The following is a 20,430-nucleotide window of genomic DNA, read 5'->3' as shown; positions in this document are numbered from 1 at the left end:
TCAGCGACGCTCCTCGCGACGCTTGCAGTCCATGCACAGCGTCGCGCGGGGGAAGGCCATGAGGCGCAGCTTGCCGATCGGCTCGCCGCACTGCTCGCAGACGCCGTAGGTGCCGTCGTCGAGACGGGCCAGCGCCTTCTCGGTCTGGAGCAGCAGCTCGCGCTGGTTGGCGGCGAGCGAGAGCTCGGCATCGCGCTCGAGGCTGTTGGAGCCGACGTCGGCCTGGTCGTTGCCCGCACCGTCGACACCGCCCGCCAGGATGTCCTGCAGATCACGGGCGGAGTGGTCGAGCTCGGTCCTCAGGCGGGCGAGGTCCTCGACGAGCTCCTCGCGCACGGCCTTGGCCTCCGCAGGGGTCCAGGGCTCTTCGTCCGCGCGGACGGCCAACGTGGTCTTGGGCATGCCCGGGACAGTAGACCGACCACGGGACGCGTGCAAGTCGCCCCACCGTAGGATTGGCCGAGTGAGTCAGGACGCCCCGAACGCCCCCGCAGCACAGGCTGCATCCGCTCCCTCCACCACCCCCGGTGAGTCGCTGCGATACCGGCCCGTGCCGGCCCACGTCGACCTGCCGGCGATGGAGCGCGAGATCCTCGACCTGTGGGCCGAGCAGGGCACCTTCGCCGCCAGCCTGAGCACCCGCGCCGACGCCCCGCGCTGGACCTTCTACGAGGGCCCGCCCACCGCGAACGGCGTCCCCGGCACCCACCACGTGGAGGCCCGCGTCTTCAAGGACGTCTTCCCGCGCTTCAAGACGATGCAGGGCTTCCACGTCGAGCGCAAGGCCGGCTGGGACTGCCACGGCCTGCCCGTGGAGATCGCCGTCGAGAAGGAGCTCGGGTTCAACGGCAAGCCCGACATCGAGGCCTTCGGCATCGCGGAGTTCAACGCGAAGTGCCGCGAGTCCGTCCTGCGCAACGTCGACCAGTTCGAGACCATGACCGAGCGCATGGCGTATTGGACCGACATGTCCGACCCCTACCGCACGATGGACGCCTCGTACGTCGAGAGCGTGTGGTGGGCGCTGTCGCAGATCCACGGCAAGGGCCTGCTCGTCGAGGACTACCGCGTCGCGCCGTACTGCCCGCGCTGCGGCACCACCCTGTCCGACCACGAGCTGGCCCAGGGCTACGAGACCGTGGTCGACCCCTCGGTCTACGTGCGCTTCCCGCTGACCTCGGGCCCCTGGGAGGGCACCGACCTGCTGGTCTGGACCACCACGCCGTGGACGCTCGTGTCGAACACGGCCGTGGCCGTGCACCCCGAGGTCGCCTACGTCGTGGCCACGAACGGCACCGACCGCGTCGTCGTGGCCGAGCCGCTCGTCGCGTCCGCCCTCGGCGAGGGCTGGGAGGTCGTCGAGACCGTCAGCGGCCGCGACATGGAGCGCTGGACCTACCGCCGCCCCTTCGACCTCGTCGAGATCCCCGACGCGCACTTCGTCGTCCTGGGCGACTACGTCACCACCGACGACGGCACCGGCCTGGTGCACCAGTCCCCCGCGTTCGGCGCGGACGACATGGCGGTCTGCAAGGCGTACGGCCTGCCCGTGGTCAACCCGATCGCGCCCGACGGCCACTTCGAGGCCGACGTCCCGCTCGTCGGCGGCGCCTTCTTCAAGGAGGCCGACCCCACGCTCGTGGCCGACCTCGAGTCGCGCGGCCTGCTGTTCCGCGCGCTGGACTACGAGCACAGCTACCCGCACTGCTGGCGCTGCCACACGCCGCTCATGTACTTCGCGCTGCCCGCCTGGTACATCCGGACCACGGCCCGCAAGGACGAGCTGCTGGCGCAGAACGAGAAGACCAACTGGTACCCCGAGACCATCAAGCACGGTCGCTACGGCGACTGGCTGCAGAACAACATCGACTGGTCGCTCTCGCGCAACCGCTTCTGGGGCACGCCCCTGCCGATCTGGCGCAACGACGCCGACCCGAGCAAGGTCGTGTGCGTCGAGTCGCTCGCCCACCTGTCCGAGCTGACCGGCACCGACCAGTCCGACCTCGACCCGCACCGTCCGTACATCGACGACGTCACGTTCACGGTCGACGGCGAACCGGGCACCTACCGGCGTGTTCCCGAGGTCATCGACGCGTGGTTCGACTCCGGATCGATGCCGTTCGCGCAGTGGGGCTACCCGCATGTCGAGGGCTCGAAGGAGAGGTTCGAGCGCGCCTACCCCGCGCAGTACATCTCCGAGGCCATCGACCAGACCCGCGGCTGGTTCTACTCGCTCATGGCCGTCGGCACGCTCGTGTTCGACGAGTCCAGCTACGAGAACGTCGTCTGCCTGGGCCACATCCTGGCCGAGGACGGCCGCAAGATGAGCAAGCACCTGGGCAACATCCTGCTGCCCATGCCGCTCATGGACGAGCACGGCGCCGACGCCCTGCGCTGGTTCATGGCGTGCGCCGGCTCGCCGTGGTCGGCGCGGCGCATCGGCCCCACCGCGCTCACCGAGATCGTGCGCAAGGTGCTGCTGACGTACTGGAACACCGTGGCCTTCCACGTCCTGTACGCCCGTGCCGCCGACTGGAGCCCGGCCACCGACGCTCCCCCGGTCGCCGAGCGCGGCGTCCTCGACCAGTGGCTGCTGTCGCAGACGCAGGATCTCGTCACCGAGGTCACGTCGGCGCTGGAGGACTTCGACACGCAGCGCGCCGGCGCGGTCCTGGCCACCTTCGTCGACGACCTCTCCAACTGGTACGTCCGACGCTCGCGCAAGCGGTTCTGGCGCGGCGACGCGGCCGCCCTGGCCACCCTGCACGAGGTCCTCGACGTCCTGACCCGCCTCATGGCGCCGCTCGTCCCGTTCGTGACCGAGCGGGTCTGGCAGGACCTCGTGGTCCCCGTCGACCCCGACGCCGCTCCGTCGGTGCACCTCGCCTCGTGGCCCGAGCCCGACGCGTCGCTGCGCGTCGAGGGCCTGGCCGCACGTGTGGGCCTCGCCCGTCGCGTCACCGAGCTGGGTCGCGCCGCCCGCGCCGAGGCCAAGGTCCGCACGCGCCAGCCGCTGCGCCGCGCCCTCATCGGCTCGGCCCACTTCGAGTCGCTCGGCGAGGACCTGCGCGCGCAGGTGTGCGAGGAGCTCAACATCGTCGAGCTCGGCTCGCTGGCCGACGCCGGCGCCGACCTCGTGGAGTTCTCGGCCAAGGCCAACTTCCGTCAGCTGGGCAAGCGGTACGGCAAGCAGACCCCGGTCGTCGCGAAGGCCATCGCCGCGACCGACGCCGGCGAGCTCGCCCGTGCGCTCGAGTCCGGCGAGGCCACCGTCTCGGCGGACGGCGAGTCGTGGCAGGTCGAGGCCGACGACGTCATCATCACCGAGCGTCCGCGCGAGGGCTGGTCGGTCGTCAACGAGCAGGGCGAGACGGTCGCGCTCGACCTCGCCATCGACGACGAGCTGCGCCGCGCGGGCCTGGCCCGCGAGGCCGTGCGCGTGATCCAGGAGGCGCGCAAGGCGGCCGGACTGGAGATCACCGACCGCATCACGCTCACGTGGGCCGCCGAGGGCGAGACCGCCGAGGCGCTGCGCGAGCACGGCGACAGCATCGCCGAGGAGGTCCTGGCGGTCGCGTTCGCGCCCGGCGAGGCCGGCGACGTGCACGACGAGGACCTCGGCCTCGCGGTGAGTCTGGCTCGCGCCTGACCCTGGAACGACGCGAGCGGGGTGCCCGGACTTCGGTCCCGGCGCCCCCCTCTCGTCTGCGCACCCGACTCGACATGGTCACGAACGACGACGGCGCCCGATCCCCGGAGGGATCGGGCGCCGTCGTTCGACTCAGTGACGCGGTGCCGCGAGATCAGTCCTTGCTGTCCAGTGCGGAGCCCTGCTGCGGCGCGACGAGCGAGCTGCCCTCGAGCTGCGCGAGCTGGTCCTGGAAGTAGGCCTTGAGGCGGGCGCGGTACTCGCGCTCGTAGGCACGCAGGTGGTCGATCTCGCCCTGGAGCTCCTGACGCTCGCGCTCGAGGCTGGAGATGACCTCCTTGCGGCGCTGCTCGGTCTCGACGTCGAGCTGCTCGGCGCGCTTGCGCGACTCGTACTGCAGCGTGTCGGCGTTGCGACGGGCCTCGGCCGAGAGCTGCTCGGCCTCGACGCGGGCCTCGCCGATGATCGTGTCGGCCTCCTCCTTCGCGGCGTCCATGAGCTGGTCGGCGTTGGCCGACGCGATCTCGAGGAGGCGCGCGGCGGCGGTGGACGCCTCGGCGGTGGAGGTGACGCGCAGCTCCTGCGGAGCGGCGGGGGCCGGGGCGGCGGGGGCCGGCGTGGGCTCGGGCTCCTTGACCGGCTCGGGCTCCTTGACGGGCTCGGGCTTCGCGGCGGCGGGAGCGGGCTGGGCCTTGGAGGCCTCCTCGAGCGCGGCCTCGAGCTCGGCGACCTTGGCCTTCAGCTCGGAGTTCTCGTTGACGAGGCGTTCGAACTCGACCTCGACCTCATCGAGGAACTGCTCGACCTCACCCATGTCGTAGCCGTCGCGCAAGCGCACGGCTGTGAACTGCTTGTCGCGAATGTCCTGGGGCGTGAGCGCCATCTGGTCACCTCTGCGTGTGAGTCGGGTCTGTCTGGGGAAAGATTCGGGGCCTCGTCAACGGTACCGCTTCATCCTAAGCACCGGGCAGCGGGCCGGGGCTCAAGTCTCAACGATCACCTAAAAGATGACGACCACGAGGGACTGCGCGATGAACAACAGGAGCAACAGCACCATCGCCGAGACGTCGAGCATCACGCCGCCGAGACGGATCGGCGGGATGACCTTGCGCAGGGCGCGCAGCGGCGGGTCGGTGACGGTGAAGATGAACTCGCACAGCACCGCGATGAAGCCGCGGGGCTGCCACTGGCGGGCGAGCAGCTGCACCCAGTCCACGACGAACCTGGCGATCACGAAGATGATCGCCAGGTAGATGAGGTTGTAGAGAATGGTCCCGATCGGTGACACGGGGCCTCAGCTCTGGTTGTAGAAGCCGCCGGCGGCGAGGGTGGCGCGGTCCTCGTCGGACACCTGCACTCCCTCGGGCGACAGCAGGAAGACCTTCGCCGTGATCCGGTTGATGGTGCCGTGGACGGCGAAGACCAGGCCGGCGGCGAAGTCGACGAGACGCTTGGCGTCGTCGTCGCCGATGTCGGACAGGTTCATGATCACCGGCACGCCCGAGCGGAACGACTCGCCGATCGTGCGGGCGTCGTTGTACGTGCGGGGCGTGACCGTCTCGATGCGCGCCAGGTCGGCCACGGACAGGCCGGGCTGACGGCGGTCGTCGAGGGCCGTCACGGTGCGCGGCGCGACCGGCTGGGGGGCAGCCTGACGCACCGGCGCGGCGGTGCGTGCCGGGGCCTCCGGCTCGTACTCCAGCGCCTCGTCGTACTCGGCCTGCTCGACGAGTCCGAGGTACTCGCCCATCCTCCGCATTGCGCCAGCCATGCTCACTCCCGATCTTCGGTCTTGACGTTGTTGAGACTACTGCAGTACGGGGCGCTGCCCCAGCACCGAACGACCCACGCGCACGTGTGTCGCGCCGTGCCGGATCGCGACCTCGAAGTCCTCGCTCATCCCGGCCGAGATCATGGTCGCGGTCGGCACGGTGCGCGCCAGGTCGGCGCTGATCTCGCGCAGCTGCGCGAAGCTCGGCTCGGGGTCCTGCCCGAGCGGGGCGACGGTCATGACCCCGCCCAGCTCGAGGTGGGGGCACTCCCCCGCGATCACGTCGGCGAGGGCCCGCACGTCGACCGGTGGGACGCCCGCGCGGCCGGGGTCGGTGGTGTCGAAGTCGATCTGCACGAGGACGCGCAGCGTGCGCCCGGCGGCCTCGGCCCCGCGGTCGAGCGACCGGGCGAGCTTCGCGCGGTCGACGCTGTGGACGACGTAGGCGTAGCGCGCGACGGCGCCGGCCTTGTTGGTCTGGAGCCCGCCGACGAAGTGCCAGCGCAGCGTGGAGCCGCTCGCGGCGACCTCGGCCTGCTTGTCGGAGGCCTCGGGGTGGCGGTTCTCGCCGACGTCGGTCACGCCGAGGTCGGCGAGGAGCTCGACGTCGCTCGCCGGGTGGGTCTTCGTGACGACGACGAGCGTGACGTCGTCGGGGTCGCGGCCGGCCTGCTCGCAGGCGCGGGCGATCCGCTCGCGGACGGCCGCGAGGTTGCGCTCGAGCTCGTCACGACGCGACATCGGCGCTCCCCTCGCGCAGGACGACCGCGGCGCCGAAGCGTCCGGCGGCCTCGCCCTGCCGGCGGTGCGACCAGAAGCGCTCGTCCTCGATCGTGCAGCCGCCGAGGTCGTGGGCCACGACTCCGTCGCGCTCGAGCTGGGCCAGCACACCGGCGCCGATGTCGAGACCGGGCGTGCCCTGCCGGGTGGTGGCCCGGGCGGCGGGCTCCGCCGCGGCGACCTCGTCGGCCATCGCCTGCGGGACCTCGTAGCAGGAGCCGCAGGCACGCGGACCGACCCAGGCCTCGAGCCGGTCGGCGCCCCGCTCGCGCAGGGCCGCCACGGCCGCCGGGACGATGCCGGACGCCATGCCCACCCGACCCGCGTGCACGACGGCGGCCAGCGGTCGGTCGGGCGCGGCGATGACGATCGGGACGCAGTCGGCCACCCGGACGATCGCCACGACGCCCGCCCGGTCGAGCACGAGCGCGTCGGCCTCGGGCTGGCTGTCGGGGTCGGCGACGGCCACCTCGTCACCGTGGACCTGGCGCATGAGGGCGGGCCGGCCCCCGAGCGCCGCGGCCACGACTCCCAGCCCTTCCGCGGGTGATCCGTCGATCGGGCCGCGACCCAGGTCGGTGCGCGCGTCGGTGAAGCCGAACGACGCGACCCCGAGGTCGGACCGGAACCAGAACGGCGCGGAGGAGCCGGGCGTGCTGTGGGGCACGGTCAGCGCAGGAAGTCCGGGATGTCGAGGCCGTCGCCGAACTCCTGGCCCGCGGGCTGGGACACCGGGACGGGCTCGGTCACGACGCGCTGCTCGGCGGCCTCGGTGCGCTCGGCGGGCTTGCTCGGGGCGGCCGGGGCCGACTCCTTCGCGGGCGCCTGCTGGTCGCGACCGCGCAGCGCGGGCTGGGCCGCGTCGCGCTGCTTCGGCTCGCCGCCGTCGAAGCCGGCGGCGATGACGGTGATGCGCACCTCGTCGCCGAGCGAGTCGTCGATGACCGTGCCGAAGATGATCTTGGCGTCGTCGTGGACGGCCTCCTGGACCAGCTCGGCCGCCTCGTTGATCTCGAACAGGCCGAGGTCGGAGCCACCCGCGATGGACAGCAGCACGCCGCGGGCGCCCTCGATGGAGGCCTCGAGCAGCGGGCTGGAGACGGCCAGCTCGGCGGCCGTGGCCGCACGGTGCTCGCCGCGCGCCGAGCCGATGCCCATGAGGGCCGAGCCGGCGTCGCTCATGATCGACTTCACGTCCGCGAAGTCGACGTTGATCAGGCCGGGCGTGGTGATGAGCTCGGAGATGCCCGAGACGCCTTGGTAGAGCACCTGGTCGGCCTGGCGGAACGCGTCCAGCAGGCTGATGTTCTGGTCGCTGATCGAGAGCAGTCGGTCGTTCGGGATCACGATGAGGGTGTCGACCTCCTCGCGCAGCCGCTGCACGCCCACGTCCGCCTGGGCCGCACGGTTGCGGCCCTCGAACTTGAAGGGTCGCGTGACGACCCCGATGGTCAGCGCGCCGAGCGAGCGCGCGATGCGCGCCACCACCGGCGCGCCGCCGGTGCCCGTGCCGCCGCCCTCGCCCGCCGTGACGAAGACCATGTCGGCGCCCTTGATGGCCGCCTCGATCTCCTCGGCGTGGTCCTCGGCGGCCTTCTTGCCGATCTCGGGATCGGCGCCGGCGCCGAGGCCGCGCGTGGAGTCGCGACCCACGTCGAGCTTCACGTCGGCATCGGTCATCAGCAGCGCCTGGGCGTCGGTGTTGATCGCGATGAACTCCACACCCTTGAGCCCGGCCTCGATCATGCGGTTGACGGCGTTGACACCACCGCCGCCGATGCCGACGACCTTGATCACCGCAAGGTAGTTCTGGACCGCCATGTCGTCTTCCCCTTCGAAACCTTAACGTTCAAGTCGAGGCTTATAGTTATGTCAACCTCGTCGATGTCTCGACACTAGGTGGGTACGCCGGATCGATCTCGGACGACACGCCGCGCCGACGGCGTGTTGTTCGTCAACTCGTGGGACGCGTGTCTACTCGAGCGTCGTCGGGCGCTCGGGCGCGCTGACGTCGTAGCTGCTGGCCTTGATCTGCAGCAGCGGTCGCAGGACGGCGAGCTTGGGCCCGGCCTCCTCCGCGCTCCCCCACACGACGGTGCGGTCCTTCGTCAGCGCGAGCTCGATCGAGTCGCGCGTCTCGGCCCTGATCGCGTCGGTGTCGGCGAGGAGCTCGCGATCGCCGTCGGCGATGTCGGCCGCCACGCGGGCGGTGGCCGAGAGAACGCGGCGGTCCTCGGCGTCGACGTCCAGCTGCGGCAGGTGGCCGGGGCGCGAGTTCAGCGGGCGATAGACCACGCCGGTCGCGTCGACGGCCCACGGCGTGCCGGAGCGGTCGACCCACGCCACGGCCGTGCGCTCGGTGACGACGATGCGGATCGTGTGCGGCAGGTCGCGCTCGACGCGCACCGACCGAACGGGCTTGAGGGTGGCGACCCGCTCCTCGATCGCGTCGGTGTCCACGCGCAGCACCGGCTCGCCGAGCGGCACCTGGGCGACGCGCACGACGCGCTCGACCGGGACGTGCTCGGTGCCCGCGACCGTGGTCCCACGCGTCTCGAACAGGCTGGAGAACCAGATCGCCCAGACCGCGCCGGCCAGGGCCAGGACGAGCAGCACGATCCCTGCGATGCGCCAGCGCGACCTGCGTCGCTTCAGCCGGAGCTTCTCGGTGAACCGGTCACTCATCGCCGGAGTCCCGCAGGAGGTCCAGCAGCGCCGGGCCCACGGTGGTGACGTCGCCCGCGCCCAGCGTCAGCACGAGGTCGCCCGCCCGCAGCATCGGCTCCAGGAACGCGGGCACGTCCTCGACCGGACCGCCGAGGTGGGCGTTCGGGCCGGCGGCATCGACGACGAGCGCGGACGTGACCGCGGGATCGGCGGCCTCGCGTGCGAGGTAGAGGTCGGCCACCACGACGAGGTCCGCGGCGGCCAGCTCCTGGCCCATGCGCTCGCCGAACAGGCGGGTGCGGCTGACCAGGTGCGGCTGGAAGACCACCACGAGGCGGTCGTCGCCGGCGAGCGCGCGGGCGGCAGCCAGGTCGGCGGCGATCTCCGTCGGGTGGTGGGCGTAGGAGTCGACGACGCGCACTCCCCCAGCCTCGCCCTTGGGCTCCATCCGGCGCGCGGCCCCCGTGTAGCCCGACAGGCCCTCGACCATCCCGGCGAGGTCGTGCCCGAGCTCGAGGCCGATGGCCAGCGCGAGCAGCGCGTCGGCGGCGTAGTGCCGGCCGGGGACGGCGAGGACGACCTCGGTGGGCTCCAGGCCCGGCGCATGCAGGGTGAACCGCGTGGTGGAGCCGGCGACCTCGACGTCGGTGCCGCGCACGTGCGCGTCCTCGGCGAAACCGGCGGTGAGGATCCGCGGGCCGCTCACCCTGTCGCGCAGGCGACGGCAGCCGGGATCGTCGGCCGAGACCACGACGACCTCGTCGACCGTGACGGCGAACTGGGCGAAGGCGAGCTCGTACGCCTCCACCGTGCCCCACGTGTCGAGGTGGTCGGCGTCGATGTTCGTGACGACCGCGGCGTGCGGCCGGTAGTGCAGGAAGGCGCCGTCGCTCTCGTCGGACTCGACGACGAACTCGGGACCCGCGCCGCGGCGGGCGTTCGTGCCCAGCCCCGCGACCTCGGCCCCGATCGCGAACGACGGGTCGGCACCGGCGCCGCGCAGCGCGAAGGTCAGCATCGCCGTGGTGGTGGTCTTGCCGTGCGTGCCCGCGATCGCGATGCGGCGGTCGTCCAGCATCGTCGACATGAGGCCGGCCGAGCGCGGCCACAGGCGCAGGCCGCGGCGGCGCGCCTCGACGACCTCGGGGTTGTCCTCGGGCACCGCGGTGGACGCGATGACGGTGTCGCGGTCGGCCAAGTGCGCGGCGTCGTGGCCCACGTGGCACGTGATGCCGGCCGCGCGCAGCCGGTCGAGCACCGCGGAGTCCTTGCCGTCGCTGCCACTGACGTCGACGCCGGCCTCGTGCATCAGCAGGGCGATGGCCGAGAGCCCCGCTCCGCCGATGCCGATGAGGTGCACGCGGCCGAGCCGGTCGGCGGGCAGGACCTCGGACGGCAGGTCGATCCTCACCGGCCGGCCTCCCCCGCCTCGTGCACCATCTGCGCGAGGCGCTCGGCGGCGTCACGACGGACGATGCCGGACGCGGCCTGCGACATGCGCTCGAGACGCTCGGGCGACGTGACGAGCGAGACGATCGCGCTGTCGACCCACGCCGGCGTGAACGCGCCGTCCTCGATCAGCAGCGCGCCGCCCGCGCCCACCACCGGGTGCGCGTTGAGGGCCTGCTCGCCGTTGCCGATCGGCAGCGGGACGAAGACGGCCGGCAGGCCGACGGCCGCGACCTCGGTGACGGTGTTGGCGCCCGAGCGGCACACGACGAGGTCGGCCGCGGCGTACGCGAGGTCGATCCGGTCGATGTACTGCTCGACGACGTAGGGCGGGTCGTCCGCGCGACCGTCGAGCTCGACCTCCTCGGGACGGCCGGCGGCGTGCAGCACCTGCACCCCGGCATCGGCGAGGTCGCGCGCGGCGGCGGCCATCGTGGTGTTGATGCGGCGGGCGCCCTGCGAGCCTCCGGTGACCAGGATCGTCGGACGATCGAGGTCGAGGCCGAAGTGCCGGCGGCCCTCGGCGCGCGCCGCGTGCCGGTCGAGGTCCGCGATCTGGCGCCGGATCGGCAGGCCCGTGTAGGTGCCGTGGCGCAGCTCGGTGTCGGGGAAGCTCGTCGCGACGTGCCGCGTCAGCCGCGCGCCGAGCTTGTTCGCGATGCCGGGCAGGGCGTTGCCCTCGTGGACGACGAGGGGCAGCTTGCGCTTGCGGGCCGCGAGGTAGGCCGGCACCGAGACGTAGCCGCCGAAGCCGACGACGACGTCGGGCCGGAAGCGGTCGAAGACCTCGAGCGTGGCCGAGACCGAGCGGCGCAGGTTGGCGGGCAGCTTCACCAGGTCGGCGTTGGGACGGCGCGGCAGCGGCACCGGCGGGACCAGCTCGAGCGCGTGGCCCGCCTGCGGGATCAGCGTGACCTCGAGGCCGCGCGGAGTGCCCAGGCAGACGAGGTCGTCGCCCGCGTCGGCCAGCACCGCGGCGGTCGCGAGCAGCGGAGACGTGTGACCGGCGGTTCCACCGCCGGCGAGCAGGACACGCATCGTCAGCGACCCGCCCGCTGCTTCTTGCGCGCCTTGGCGCGACGCGAGACGGACAGGGCGCGGGCGGCGCCGGGTTCGGTGGTGGCGCAGTTGGCCAGGAGGCCCAGCGCGGCGAGGGTGGCGATCATGCTGGAACCACCGTACGAGACGAGCGGAAGCGGCACGCCGATGACCGGCAGCAGGCCGAGCACCATGCCGATGTTGATGATCGCCTGCGTGGTGAGCCAGATCGTGATGCCCGCGGCGAGGTAGCGCGCGAAGCGATCGCGGCTGCGGTGGGCGATGCGGAAGCCGGTGTACGCCAGCAGCCCGAACAGGGCCAGGATCACCAGGCTGCCGGCCAGGCCGAGCTCCTCGCCGATGACGGCGAGGATGAAGTCGGTGTGCGCCTCGGGCAGGGCGCCCCACTTCTGGCGGCTGCTGCCCAGGCCCAGGCCCCAGAAGCCGCCGCGGGCGAAGCCCATCATGGCCTTGATCGCCTGGTAGCCCGACTGCTCGGGGTCGGCCATCGGGTTGAGGAACGACATGAAGCGGTCGACGCGGTGCTGGGCGGTGGCCACGAAGAACAGCAGCAGCACGACGAGACCGGCGCCGAAGCCGAGCATCGGCTTGAGCGGCAGGCCGGCGACCCACAGCATGCCCGCGATGATGGCGAACAGGATGACGGCGGTGCCCAGGTCCTTCTGGAACACGACGAGCGCCGACACGGCTCCGGCGATCGGGACGACGGGCGTGATGACGAACCGCGGCGTGCCGAGGTGGCGGTGCCGGCGGGTGTAGAGGTCGGCGATCCACATCACGATCGCGAGCTTCGCGAACTCCGACGGCTGCAGGTTGAATCCGGCGAACAGCGGGATCCAGTTCCGGTTGCCGTTGATGTCCATGCCCAGCGGCGTGAAGGTCAGGCCGATCAGGACGACGACCGCGAGCAGCACGGGACGCGACAGCTGGCGCACCCGGTCGAGCGGCATGCGCATCGCGATGACCATGCCCACGAGGCCGACGACGGCGAAGATCGCCTGACGGCTGAAGATCTCGAAGGAGTTGCCGTAGACGCGCAGCGCGAACACCGAGCTCGCGCTGAGGACCATGATGAGGCCAAGCCCGAGCAGCAGGCCGGTCGTGCCGAGCACGAGCTGGTAGGACGCGAGCGGTCGCTCCAGCAGGTTCCGCACGGTCTCGAGCGTGCTCGACGACCGCCGAGAGGCGGTGGTACTCATGGCGTTCCTTCGGGGAAGAAAGGGAAACTGCTCCCCAGTGTGGCCCGTGGGACGGCGTGCCGCGTGGACCTCCGGGCGCGTGTCGCCGGGTGGGCGGTGAGTCCTCAACCGAACCCAGGGCGGGGCGGTCAGCCCTCAACCTGAACGGAGCCCGACAGGTTGACCAGTCACCGGAGGTCACCGGGAGAGGTTGACCACTCACCGCCTCCTGAGCGGGCCGGGGTCAGGCGAGGCGGCCGACGGCCTGCGCGAAGGCGTCGCCGCGGTGCGCGTAGTCGCGGAACTGGTCCATCGAGGCCGCGGCGGGCGCGAGCAGGACCGTGTCGCCCGGACGGGCGTGGCGCTGCGCGGCGGCGGCGACGGCGTCCATCAGCGCGTTGGCGTCGTCCCCGTCCGCCAGCTCGACCGGCACGTCGGGTGCCTGGGCGGCGAGCGCGGCGGCGATGAGGTCGCGGTCCGCGCCGATCAGCACGGCGGCCCGCAGGTGCTCGCGGACGTCGCGGACGAGGTCGCCGTACGTGGCGCCCTTCGCCAGTCCCCCGGCGACCCAGACCACGTGGTCGAAGGCGCGCAGCGAGGCGCGCGCGGCGTGGGGATTGGTGGCCTTGGAGTCGTCCACCCACCGCACGCCGTCGCGCTCGGCGACCGTGCTGATGCGGTGCGGGCCGAGGCGGAACGCGCGCAGGCCGTCGCGGACCGCCACCGGGGCGACCCCGTGGGCGCGCGCGAGCGCGGCGGCCGCGAGCGCGTTCTGCACGTTGTGGGGCGAGTCGTCGTCGAGGTCGGACAGCGAGGCCATCTCCGCGGCGCTGGTGGCGCGGGAGTCCACGAAGGCGCGGTCGACCAGCAGGTCGTCGACGATGCCCACCATGCCGGGCTCGGGAATGCCGAGGGTGAAGCCGATGGCGCGGGCGCCCTCCACCACGTCGGCCTCCTCGACCAGGTGCATCGTGGCCTCGTCGGCGACGTTGTAGACGCATGCGCGCTGGACCTGCTCGTAGACCTTGCCCTTGGCGGCGGCGTAGGCCTGCGCCCCGCCGTGCCAGTCGTAGTGGTCGGGCGCGAGGTTCAGCACGGCGGCGGACTCGGCCGCCATCGACTGCGTCCAGTGCAGCTGGAAGCTGGAGAGCTCGACGGCCAGCACGTCGCGGCCCTCGGGGTCCATGACGGCCTCGAGGATCGGGGTGCCGACGTTGCCGACGGCCTGGGCGCGCAGCCCGGCCGCCTGCAGGATCGACTCGAGCATCTGCACCGTGGTGGTCTTGCCGTTGGTGCCGGTGACGGCGAGCCACGGCGCGGGATCGGCGCCCCGCAGGCGCCACGCCAGCTCGACCTCGCCCCACACGGGGATGCCCCGGCCGGCGGCCTCGGCCAGCAGCGGCACGGTGGGCCGCCAGCCGGGCGAGGTGATCACGAGGTCGACGTCCTGCGGCAGCGCGGCGGTGGCGCCGGGGCCGAGGCGCACGTCGGCGCCCAGGACCTCGAGCAGCTGCGCCTGCTCCTGCCGGTGGGCGTCGCCCTCGGACTCGTCGAGCACGACGACGCTCGCACCGAGGTGGTTCAGGGTGTCGGCGGCCGCGAAGCCGCTGACCCCGAAGCCGGCGACGACGGCGCGGACGCCCTCCCACGAGGAGTCGCGGTGCAGCGACGTGACGTCGCGCTCAGAAGGCACCGACGACCCATTCCCAGTAGAAGAGGCCGATGCCGGAGATCACGCAGATGCCGCTGATGATCCAGAACCGGACCACGATCGTGATCTCGGCCCAGCCCTTGAGCTCGAAGTGGTGCTGCAGCGGTGCCATCCGGAAGATGCGCTTGCCGCCGGAGAGCTTGAAGTACCCGACCTGGAGGATCACCGAGAAGGTGATGATGACGAACAGGCCGCCCAGCACGATGAGCAGCAGCTCGGTGCGGGTCATCAGCGCGAAGCCGGCCATGAGGCCGCCGAGCGAGAGCGAGCCGGTGTCGCCCATGAAGATCTTGGCGGGCGACGCGTTCCACCACAGGAAGCCGAAGCACGCGCCGGTGACGGCGGAGGCCACGACGGCGAGGTCGAGCGGGTCGCGCACCTCGTAGCACTTGGGGCCGGGGTCGAGCATGAAGCAGCTCTGGTTGGACTGCCAGACGTTGATGAGCACGAACGCGCCGAACACCATCACGGCGGCGCCGGTGGCCAGGCCGTCGAGGCCGTCGGTGAGGTTCACGCCGTTGCTGGCGCCGGCGATCATGAGCAGCACCCACACGATCAGCAGCACCGTGGGCAGCTCCCACGACAGGTCGCGCGTGAACGAGATCGCGTGCGTGATGGGGGTCTGGCCGTTGTCGTTCTCCCAGCCGATGGCCAGGACGGCGAACACGAGGCCGACGAGGATCTGGCCCACCATCTTGGCCTTGCTGCGCAGACCGAGGTTCCGCTGCTTCGCCACCTTGATCCAGTCGTCGAGGAAGCCGATGGCGCCGAGACCCACGAACAGGAAGAGCAGCAGCACCGCCGAGGCGCTGGGCTCGTAGCCGGTCACGAGCTTGGCGATGGCGTAGCCCAGCACCGTGCTGATGATGATGACGAGGCCGCCCATCGTGGGCGTGCCGCGCTTGACGTGGTGCGAGGTCGGACCGTCGTCGCGGATGAGCTGTCCGTAGCCCTTGGCCACGAGCACGGAGATCGCGAAACGGGTGCCGACGAGGGTGCCGAGGAGTCCCACGACCCCTGCGATCAGTACGGCCAGCATCGCTTCCGTTCGTTCCTTCCGTGCGTGTCAGTCGCGCAGCAGCGCTTCGACGACCCGCTCCAGGCGGGCGCCCCTCGATGCTTTCACAAGCACCACGTCACCGGCATCCAGGCTCGCGGAGAGTGCGTCCACCGCTGCCTCGACATCGTCCACCTGGAGACCCGCCGACCCGGCTCCCCGGGCGATCTCGGCGGCTCCGGCCCCGACCGCGATGACCCGGGCGATGCCCAGGTCGGCGGCGAGCCGGCCGATCCTGTGGTGCTGCGCGGGCGAGTCCTCGCCCAGCTCAAGCATCTCACCGAGCACCGCGACGCCGCGTCCGGGGGCCAGTCCCGCGAGGGTGCGCAGGGCCGCCGCCATGGACTCGGGGTTGGCGTTGTACGCGTCGTTGACGACCACGACTCCCGCGTCCGTCTCGTGGCGCTCCATCCGCATCGGCGAGGTGGCCGTGGCGGTGGTCAGCGCGTGCACGGCGGCCTCGACGGGGACGCCCAGGGCCGAGGTCGCGGCCACGGCGGCCACGGCGTTGATCGCGTGGTGCGCGCCGAGCTGCGGGACGGTGGCGTCGAGCGTGCGGCCGTCGGCCTCGACGACGAAGTGCGGATGACCGGCGTCGTCGAGCGTGACGTCGCCGGCGAGGCGGACCTGCCCGGCGCGGCCGAAGGTCAGGACGAGGCCGCGCGTGCGCGACGCCATGGCCGCGACGCGCTCGTCGTCGGCGTTGAGGACGGCCGTGCCGTGCTCGTCCAGGGCCTCGACGAGCTCGCCCTTGGCCTGGGCCGTGCGGTCGAGGCCGCCGAACTCGCCGGCGTGGGCGGTGCCGACGTTGAGGACGACCGAGACGTCGGGCGGCGCGATCTCGCACAGCGTGGCGATGTGGCCGATCCCGCGAGCCCCCATCTCGAGGACGAGGTGGCGGGTCCCGGCATCGGCGCGCAGCACCGTGAGCGGCACGCCGAGCTCGTTGTTGAACGACCCCTCCGGCGCGACCGTGGCGCCCTGGGTCTCGAGGACGTGGGCGACGAGGTCCTTGACCGAGGTCTTGCCCTGCGAGCCGGTGATGGCCACGACCCGCAGGTCCGTGTCGGACCTCAGGGAGGCCAGCCGGTCGGCGGCGAGTCGGCCGAGCGCACGGACGGGGTCGTCCACGACGACGTGCGGGCCCGGGACCGGCCGCGTGGCCAGCGTGGCCACGGCTCCGGCCTCGAGCGCGGCCTCGACGTAGTCGTGACCGTCGACGTGCTCGCCGGGGATCGCCACGAAGAGGCAGCCGGGCGTCACCCGGCGGGAGTCGATGACGACGGGACCCTCGACCGAGAGCGCGTCGTCGCCCTCGACACGTCCGTCGGTGGCGACGGCGACCTGGGCCAGCGTGGTGGGGCTCACGAGGCTCCCCCGATCAGCTCGACGAGGACCTCGCGGTCGTCGAACGGGTGGACCACGTCGCCGACCTGCTGGCCGCGCTCGTGGCCCTTGCCCGCCACGACGACGGTGTCGCCGGTGCGCGCCCGGCCGACGGCAGCCGCGATCGCCTCGCGCCGGTCGCCGATCTCGAGCACCTCGGCGGTGCCCCGCTCGGCCCCGGCCAGGACCTCGGCGCGGATCCGCGCGGGCTCCTCGCTGCGCGGGTTGTCGTCGGTGACGATCAGCACGTCGGCGAGCCGCGCCGCGACCTCGCCCATGAGCGGCCGCTTGCCGCGGTCGCGGTCGCCGCCGGCGCCGATCACGACGATCAGCCGGCCCGCGGTGACGGGTCGCAGTGCGGCCAGGACGGCCTCGACGGCCTCGGGCTTGTGGGCGTAGTCGACGACGGCCGTGAACGGCTGGCCCGCGTCGACGCGCTCCATCCGGCCCGGCACGCCCCGCGCGGAGGCGACGCCGCGGACGAGCGCACCCAGGTCGTGGCCCTCCCCCGCCAGCGCCACGATCGCGGCGACGGCGTTGGAGACGTTGAAGGCGCCGGCGAGCGGCACGGACAGCTCGGTCTCGGTGCCGTCGGGCGCGATCAGCGTGACGTCGCTGCCGAGACGGTGCGACCGCACGTTGACGGCACGCCAGTCGGCGGGCGCTCCCTCGGTGGAGAAGGTGGTGACCGGCAGCTCGGTCTGCTGCGCGAGCCGGCGCCCGTGCGCGTCGTCGAGGTTGATCACGGCCCGGCGGGCGTGCTCGGGGGTGAAGAGCTCGGCCTTCGCGGCGAAGTAGGACTCGAGGTCGTGGTGGAAGTCCAGGTGGTCACGACCGAGGTTGAGGAACACGGCGGCGTCGAGCACGAAGCCGTCGACGCGCCCCTGCACGATCGCGTGGCTCGAGACCTCCATCGCGCACGCGGCGACCTGCTCCTCGGCCATGACCGCGAACAGCGCCTGCAGGGCGGGGGCCTCGGGGGTCGTCAGGCTGCTGGCCGCCGGGCGTCCCGCGATGCGGGTGCCGATCGTGCCGATCACGGCCGAGCGCGACTCCCCCAGCGCGGCCTCGGCGAGGTACGTGGTGGTGGTCTTGCCCTGCGTGCCCGTGACGCCGACGGTGGTGAACCGGCTGCTGGGCCGGTCGTAGAACCGTGCGGCGAACTCGGCGAGACCGCGTCGCGGCTCCTCGACGACGACCCGCGGGACGTCGCCCGGGAGCGTCGCGGCGCCCTCGGCGTCGGTGAGGATCGCCGCGGCGCCGGCCTCGAGGGCCTGGGGCGCGAACCGGGCGCCGTGCGTGCTGGCGCCGGGCAGCGCGGCGAACAGGTCGCCGGCCACGACGTCGCGGGTGGAGAGGCTGATCCCAGTGACGCTCGCGTCGCCGTCTGCCGTCGCCCCGGACCACGCCGCGGCCACCTCGGCGAGGGACCACGTGGGCGTGTCGAACGGCCTGACCCTCATCTCGTCCACCCGCCCCAACCTACCGGGCGGCACGACGGCTACCAGTCCTGCTTGATCTTGGGCGGCTTGGCGCCCGTGGGCGTCACGCCGAAGCGCTCCAGGGCCATCGACATGATGTCGTGGAACACCGGACCGGCCATCGAGCCACCGCCGGCGTTGCGCGGCGGCTTGTCGATCACGACGTAGGTGATGAAGCGCGGGTTGTCCGCCGGCGCGAAGCCCATGAACGAGATCGTGTTCTGGCCGCGCACGTACTTGCCGGTGGTGGGGTTGACCCGCCACGCGGTGCCGGTCTTGCCGGCCACGCGGTAGCCCTCGATCTGCGCGGCGGGAGCCGTGCCGTCGTCGGCCGTGACGGCCTCCATCATGCGGGTGACCTCGGACGCCGCCTCGCGGGAGACGACCCGGCGCGACTCGCCCGGATCGGTCTTCTCGACCGAGCCGTCGGCCTTCGTCGTGGAGTCGACCACCCGCGGCGTGCACATGACGCCGCCGTTGGCGATCGCTCCGACCGCGCGGATCATCTGGATCGCGTTGACCGAGACGCCCTGGCCGAACGAGGTCGTGGCGTGCTTGGCCTTCGTCCAGTCGCGCGCGGGGGCGACGATGCCCACCGACTCCTCCGGCAGGTCGATGCCGCTGTGGGCGCCGAAGCCGAACTTGCGCAGGTAGGAGTAGAACGTCGAGTCCGACATCTGCTCGGCCGCGACGATCGTGCCGAGGTTGGAGGACTTCGCGATGACGCCGGCCGCCGTCAGCCGGATCGCGCCGTGCTGCCAGTAGTCGCCGATCGGGAAGCCGTCGATGACCATGCCCGACGGCACCTTGATCTTCGTGTCGGCCGTGACCTTGCCCTGGTCGGCCAGAGCCGCCATGGTGATCGTCTTCATGACCGAGCCGGGCTCGAAGACGTTGGACACCGCGCGGTTGACCAGCGTGTCGTCGTTGACGCCGGCGCGGCTGTCGGGGTTGAAGGTCGGCGCCTGCGAGAGCTGCACGATCTGGCACGTGCGGACGTCCATCGTGATCGCCAGGCCGTAGTCGGCGCCGGCCGAGCTGACGACGTCGCGCAGGCGCTGGTCGGCGTACCACTGCAGGTCGCGGTCGATCGTGGTGTTGACGTTCGCGCCCGGCACCATCTCCTCGACCGTGGAGTCGGCCATCGGGATGCGCTGGCCGGTCGTGGAGACCTCGTACGTGGACGAGCCGTCCTTGCCGGTGAGCTGCTGGTCGTACTGCATCTCGAGGCCGGCGATGCCCTTGCCGTTCTCCTCAGTGATGCCCAGGACGTTCGCCGCGAGCGAGCCGCCCGGGTAGCTGCGCAGGCTCTCGGTCTCGGTGAAGACGCCGGTGTAGCCGGCCTCGGCGACGGCCTTGACCGCCTTGCGGGCCTCGTACGCCGGCAGGTCCTTCGCGAGGAAGACGTAGCGCGACTTGGGCGTGCGCAGCTTTTGGATCGTGTCGAAGTAGTCGATCTCGTCGCCGAGCTTCTCGTGCAGGATGCGCGCGATCTCGGGAGCCTTCTCGGCCGTCATCGACGGATCGCCCGTGATGGTGAGTCCGTCGGTGCTGGTGACCAGCTCCTCGCCGTTGCGGTCGACGATGTCGCCCCGGGGCGCGGGTACGACGGCCTTGCGCGTGCCGGCCTCGACCGCCATCGCCGCGTACGCCTTCGAGTCGACGGCCTGGATCTGGAACAGGCGGCCGGCGAACAGCAGGAACAGGCCGAGCACGCAGACCACGAGGACCCGCAGCCGGTTCCGGGTGACCGAGACGGGCATCAGCCGGCCCTCCTGACGTTCGTGTCGGGCTCGGCCGGGACGGGCTCGCCGATGACCTTGCCGTCGGCGAGGCGCAGGAAGACGGGGTTGGCGTTGGGGACCATGCCCTCGCTGAGGGCGCGGTCGGCCAGGCCCGAGGGGCTCTGCATGCGGTCGACCTCGGCGGCGAGCTGCTCCTTCTGCGCCTGCAGGAGGGTCGCCCGCTGCTGGAGGTCGTCGATCTTGAACGACTGGGCCTGCATGGCGGTGCTCAGCAGGATGAGGCCGACCAGGCCCGCGGCCAGGACGGACAGCACGACGACGACGAACGGCGCCCGGCGCGCGCGGACGCGGACCGGGCCGACCAGCTTCAGCCCGACGTCACGCGCGTCGCGACCGCGCGCGGCGATGCCGGACGCGAGCGCAGACGATCGCGCGGCGGCCGTACGACTGAGGGCACGGGGGCTGGTCGCTGTGCTCATCGGGCCTCTCTCTGCGTG

The 20,430-nt window shown here is 72.2% G+C and carries 18 protein-coding genes; 1 reads left to right on the top strand and 17 read right to left on the bottom strand.

Going from position 1 to position 20,430, the window contains the following annotated elements; all coding sequences use genetic code 11:
- Positions 1-402 (bottom strand): TraR/DksA family transcriptional regulator, encoded by a 402-nt coding sequence (locus ACK99Q_RS10950; RefSeq protein WP_179424113.1) that lies wholly within the window; start codon positions 400-402, stop codon positions 1-3.
- A 61-nt stretch (positions 403-463) separates the two neighbouring features.
- Here ACK99Q_RS10950 and ileS point away from each other — a divergent pair, with 61 nt between their 5' ends.
- Entirely contained in the window at positions 464-3,649 is a 3,186-nt protein-coding gene (gene ileS, locus ACK99Q_RS10945; RefSeq protein WP_410186172.1) for an isoleucine--tRNA ligase, read from the top strand.
- Positions 3,650-3,803: 154 nt separating this feature from the next.
- Here the strand turns inward: ileS and ACK99Q_RS10940 are convergent, their stop codons facing one another.
- The 16 genes from ACK99Q_RS10940 to ACK99Q_RS10865 all read right to left on the bottom strand — a co-directional run bounded on the left by ACK99Q_RS10940 (position 3,804) and on the right by ACK99Q_RS10865 (position 20,412).
- Entirely contained in the window at positions 3,804-4,532 is a 729-nt protein-coding gene (locus tag ACK99Q_RS10940) for a DivIVA domain-containing protein (protein WP_410186171.1), read from the bottom strand.
- Positions 4,533-4,649: 117 nt separating this feature from the next.
- On the bottom strand, positions 4,650-4,937 hold the full coding sequence (locus ACK99Q_RS10935; RefSeq protein WP_179424110.1) for a YggT family protein: 288 nt from the start codon (positions 4,935-4,937) through the stop codon (positions 4,650-4,652).
- Positions 4,938-4,943: 6 nt separating this feature from the next.
- Positions 4,944-5,420 carry a cell division protein SepF gene (locus tag ACK99Q_RS10930; protein WP_269302611.1) on the bottom strand — a complete coding sequence of 159 codons (477 nt, stop codon included), beginning with the start codon at positions 5,418-5,420 and terminating at the stop codon, positions 4,944-4,946.
- Positions 5,421-5,456: 36 nt separating this feature from the next.
- Positions 5,457-6,161: a YggS family pyridoxal phosphate-dependent enzyme gene (locus ACK99Q_RS10925; protein ID WP_410186170.1), complete on the bottom strand. Its 705-nt coding sequence runs from the start codon at positions 6,159-6,161 to the stop codon at positions 5,457-5,459.
- Entirely contained in the window at positions 6,148-6,867 is a 720-nt protein-coding gene (locus ACK99Q_RS10920; RefSeq protein WP_410186169.1) for a polyphenol oxidase family protein, read from the bottom strand. The genes ACK99Q_RS10925 and ACK99Q_RS10920 overlap by 14 nt, the downstream gene beginning before the upstream one ends.
- Positions 6,868-6,869: 2 nt before the next feature.
- Positions 6,870-8,021, bottom strand: a complete 1,152-nt coding sequence (gene ftsZ / locus ACK99Q_RS10915; protein WP_410186168.1) for a cell division protein FtsZ — start codon at positions 8,019-8,021, stop codon at positions 6,870-6,872.
- A gap of 153 nt (positions 8,022-8,174) precedes the next feature.
- Positions 8,175-8,885: a cell division protein FtsQ/DivIB gene (locus tag ACK99Q_RS10910; RefSeq protein ID WP_410186167.1), complete on the bottom strand. Its 711-nt coding sequence runs from the start codon at positions 8,883-8,885 to the stop codon at positions 8,175-8,177.
- Positions 8,878-10,278 (bottom strand): UDP-N-acetylmuramate--L-alanine ligase, encoded by a 1,401-nt coding sequence (murC, locus tag ACK99Q_RS10905; RefSeq protein ID WP_410186166.1) that lies wholly within the window; start codon positions 10,276-10,278, stop codon positions 8,878-8,880. The genes ACK99Q_RS10910 and murC overlap by 8 nt, the downstream gene beginning before the upstream one ends.
- The gene (gene murG / locus ACK99Q_RS10900) at positions 10,275-11,354 is read right to left on the bottom strand and encodes an undecaprenyldiphospho-muramoylpentapeptide beta-N-acetylglucosaminyltransferase (RefSeq protein ID WP_410186165.1); all 1,080 of its coding nucleotides are present in this window, start codon (positions 11,352-11,354) and stop codon (positions 10,275-10,277) included. The genes murC and murG overlap by 4 nt, the downstream gene beginning before the upstream one ends.
- 2 nt (positions 11,355-11,356) lie before the next feature.
- Positions 11,357-12,574 (bottom strand): putative lipid II flippase FtsW, encoded by a 1,218-nt coding sequence (gene ftsW, locus ACK99Q_RS10895; RefSeq protein ID WP_410186164.1) that lies wholly within the window; start codon positions 12,572-12,574, stop codon positions 11,357-11,359.
- Positions 12,575-12,797: 223 nt separating this feature from the next.
- Positions 12,798-14,246: a UDP-N-acetylmuramoyl-L-alanine--D-glutamate ligase gene (gene murD, locus ACK99Q_RS10890; protein ID WP_410186163.1), complete on the bottom strand. Its 1,449-nt coding sequence runs from the start codon at positions 14,244-14,246 to the stop codon at positions 12,798-12,800.
- A complete protein-coding gene (gene mraY / locus ACK99Q_RS10885) occupies positions 14,236-15,303 on the bottom strand; it encodes a phospho-N-acetylmuramoyl-pentapeptide-transferase (protein WP_410186162.1) in 1,068 nt (355 codons plus the stop codon). The genes murD and mraY overlap by 11 nt, the downstream gene beginning before the upstream one ends.
- Positions 15,304-15,330: 27 nt before the next feature.
- A complete protein-coding gene (locus tag ACK99Q_RS10880; protein ID WP_410186161.1) occupies positions 15,331-16,689 on the bottom strand; it encodes a UDP-N-acetylmuramoyl-tripeptide--D-alanyl-D-alanine ligase in 1,359 nt (452 codons plus the stop codon).
- A complete protein-coding gene (locus ACK99Q_RS10875) occupies positions 16,686-18,170 on the bottom strand; it encodes a UDP-N-acetylmuramoyl-L-alanyl-D-glutamate--2,6-diaminopimelate ligase (protein ID WP_410186986.1) in 1,485 nt (494 codons plus the stop codon). The genes ACK99Q_RS10880 and ACK99Q_RS10875 overlap by 4 nt, the downstream gene beginning before the upstream one ends.
- 38 nt (positions 18,171-18,208) lie before the next feature.
- Positions 18,209-19,951, bottom strand: a complete 1,743-nt coding sequence (locus ACK99Q_RS10870; RefSeq protein WP_410186160.1) for a peptidoglycan D,D-transpeptidase FtsI family protein — start codon at positions 19,949-19,951, stop codon at positions 18,209-18,211.
- Positions 19,951-20,412 carry a hypothetical protein gene (locus ACK99Q_RS10865; protein WP_179424098.1) on the bottom strand — a complete coding sequence of 154 codons (462 nt, stop codon included), beginning with the start codon at positions 20,410-20,412 and terminating at the stop codon, positions 19,951-19,953. The genes ACK99Q_RS10870 and ACK99Q_RS10865 overlap by 1 nt, the downstream gene beginning before the upstream one ends.
- Between the last annotated feature and the right edge of the window lie 18 nt (positions 20,413-20,430).

Source organism: Aeromicrobium sp. MLTX1, assembly GCF_046452335.1.
GTDB lineage: Bacteria > Actinomycetota > Actinomycetes > Propionibacteriales > Nocardioidaceae > Aeromicrobium.
This window is presented reverse-complemented; position numbering and strand designations above follow the sequence as displayed.

Coding starts and splice junctions, on each gene's coding strand:
- ACK99Q_RS10950 (WP_179424113.1), bottom strand. CDS start 402: ATGCCCAAGACCACGTTGGCCGTCCGCGCGGACGAAGAGCCCTGGACC.
- ACK99Q_RS10940 (WP_410186171.1), bottom strand. CDS start 4,532: ATGGCGCTCACGCCCCAGGACATTCGCGACAAGCAGTTCACAGCCGTG.
- ACK99Q_RS10930 (WP_269302611.1), bottom strand. CDS start 5,420: ATGGCTGGCGCAATGCGGAGGATGGGCGAGTACCTCGGACTCGTCGAG.
- ACK99Q_RS10925 (WP_410186170.1), bottom strand. CDS start 6,161: ATGTCGCGTCGTGACGAGCTCGAGCGCAACCTCGCGGCCGTCCGCGAG.
- ftsZ (WP_410186168.1), bottom strand. CDS start 8,021: ATGGCGGTCCAGAACTACCTTGCGGTGATCAAGGTCGTCGGCATCGGC.
- ACK99Q_RS10910 (WP_410186167.1), bottom strand. CDS start 8,885: ATGAGTGACCGGTTCACCGAGAAGCTCCGGCTGAAGCGACGCAGGTCG.
- murG (WP_410186165.1), bottom strand. CDS start 11,354: ATGCGTGTCCTGCTCGCCGGCGGTGGAACCGCCGGTCACACGTCTCCG.
- ftsW (WP_410186164.1), bottom strand. CDS start 12,574: ATGAGTACCACCGCCTCTCGGCGGTCGTCGAGCACGCTCGAGACCGTG.
- mraY (WP_410186162.1), bottom strand. CDS start 15,303: ATGCTGGCCGTACTGATCGCAGGGGTCGTGGGACTCCTCGGCACCCTC.
- ACK99Q_RS10875 (WP_410186986.1), bottom strand. CDS start 18,170: ATGAGGGTCAGGCCGTTCGACACGCCCACGTGGTCCCTCGCCGAGGTG.
- ACK99Q_RS10870 (WP_410186160.1), bottom strand. CDS start 19,951: ATGCCCGTCTCGGTCACCCGGAACCGGCTGCGGGTCCTCGTGGTCTGC.
- ACK99Q_RS10865 (WP_179424098.1), bottom strand. CDS start 20,412: ATGAGCACAGCGACCAGCCCCCGTGCCCTCAGTCGTACGGCCGCCGCG.